At 48.4% G+C, this 465-nt stretch carries 1 pseudogene; it reads right to left on the bottom strand.

From position 1 onward, the window contains the following. Positions 1 to 191 precede the first annotated feature (191 nt). A pseudogene (locus ACXAG2_RS20880) lies at positions 192 to 465 on the bottom strand (IS110 family transposase); the annotation flags it as partial.

The raw sequence follows: 465 nt of genomic DNA on the forward strand, positions 1-465 counted from the left end.
TGGTATGCTGGTATTCGTAGGTTACTTATTCGAGGAATAAGCAGAGCTGACCTTACTCAATCCGCCGTGGCACCTTCTCATCAGTCTATGCGCGTGGGTCAATCACGGTTAAGTGATTGCCATCATAACACCCTCGTAGGTTGTGCCACTTTCCGCGGCCCGATCCGAATGCGTTAGCTCAAACTCGTTTATCATGCGGGTACTCTGCTTAATCTTAGTTTTGGATTAACCGGTGTGAGTACCACTTCTTTTGCGATTGCCCAGATGTAGGCAGCCATTTCTCTGGCTATCGCGGTAATAATCAGATTGTAGTGTTTGCCTCTTTTAATCATGCGCTGGTAGCGTTTGCACAGGCGAAGCTGGGCCTTCCAGGCAATATCAACGATGTCTTTGGGTAAGCCTTCCTGCCTTAATTGTAATTCGGTGGAGATGTTCGCCGGGTATCGGTAACTGTGTGCACCTTCA

The sequence above is a fragment of the Alteromonas sp. ABH4_456 genome (genome assembly GCF_056160645.1).